Source organism: Bradyrhizobium sp. LeoB3 (assembly GCF_055456055.1).
In genome coordinates this window covers 1-1511 of sequence record NZ_JBVBEF010000283.1, presented here as the reverse complement: position 1 = coordinate 1511, position 1511 = coordinate 1, and the positions used below count along the sequence as shown (strand labels likewise).

Here is a 1511-nt window from a genome sequence, read left to right as displayed (position 1 = left end):
CTAGGGAGTGTACAAATCTCGGAGCGCCCATCCCTTGGCCATGGTCTGCAATGTGTCGAGGCCGTGCTTGAAGGTGATGGGGCCCGGGGGACGCGCGGTCTTGCGGCCATTCCATCCGCCGAGGCGGGCGACGATCCAGGCAGCCCAGGGAAGGCTCCGGTGGGGATGGGGATTGCTCCGGCGCGCAGTGGTTCCGCTGTAGGAGGCGTTGACGGCTTCGAGCGTGGCGATTTCCGCGGACGAGAACACGAGAGCCGCATCGAGTGCGCTGTTGCCGTCACGCGCCTGGGTGAGTTGCATGATGATGACGGCGGCACGGGCGGCAATGGCGACGAGCTTGAGCAGACGGTCGGCGGTGTCGAGCTGGCTGTCCTCGATCTGCAAGCCCTGCTTCTTCAGGGTGCGGAAGAATTGCTCGATCACCCAGCGCATTCTGTACCAGTCGACGATCTGCCAAGCGGCGGCGGCATCGGCTACGGGGTGGGTGGTGAGCAGGCGCCAAATCACCGGCTCGACCCCGGCGGGCGGATTGTGTTCGCTCAGCTCAATCAGGTTCAGCGTCACCTGATCTGGCAAGCCGCGATCGCGAGCCTCCTGCGGGCGCAGGATGATGACGGATCCCGCGCGCAATTCGAGAACGGCCTCGCGCTCGGGCCGATCCTCGCGCTCGCGGATGGTAAGGTGGCGCGTACCGAGGACCGGCCAACTGCTTGCTGCGCTGATCAGCGTGCCGCCCTGGGCCAGCGGCCGGTCATGATAGGTGCGGCCGAGCACGTGCACGTTGGCGGCCGGCACCAACGCCCAGAGATGATAAATATCGGCTTCGCTGTCAGCGATCATCGTCACTGTCGCCGCGGCCGCGAGCACGGGCTTCGCTGCCTGGGCCGTCTCGATCCAGTGACGCGTCTCCTTCTGCTCGAGAGGCCGCCGGCGATTCTGGTTCTTCCGCTGCTTCTTGCTAGTGTTGCCGTTCGGCTCGGCCCGCGTCCAGAGGCTGCCACCGACCAGCCCGAGGCATTCACTGGTGTCGGCGTCGACGGCAATCATCGGATGGAGAAGAATACCGCGACCGACGCCCTTGCCGATGGCGCCCAGACCGCGGCGGTGGCCTTCGCTCGTTCGGAAATTGAGCTCACTGGTGTCTTGGATGGCCAGGACATGCCGTCCCGACGCCGCGCGTACCGTCTCCTCGCTCCATCCGGCGATGATCCCCGTGGTCGTCACATGCGGGTTACGCAGCAACCGACCGAACCGAATCTCAAGCTCTTCCCGGCCTTGAGCCAAGCGGCGCAGGCAGCTCGTCCCCAATTGGACCATGCGGTCGAGAAGCAGCGCCCCCCTTTATCGAGGCGACGATCCCCAAACCGACCCAGAACCTGCTGCATATCGCACCCCCGTACCCGAGCGTGCCCGAACAGGAATCACAAGACGGCTCCCTTTGGGAATCCCTCACGACGTCAGCGAGTCGATTTGCCGCACTCACGCCAAACCGCGTTTTGTACGTACCCTAG

1 protein-coding gene is annotated in these 1511 nt (G+C 65.0%); it reads right to left on the bottom strand.

Annotated elements, in window-relative coordinates; all coding sequences use genetic code 11:
* Entirely contained in the window at window positions 1-1242 is a 1242-nt protein-coding gene (locus tag ACZXDY_RS45855) for an IS4 family transposase (protein WP_464350004.1), read from the bottom strand.
* Between the last annotated feature and the right edge of the window lie 269 nt (window positions 1243-1511).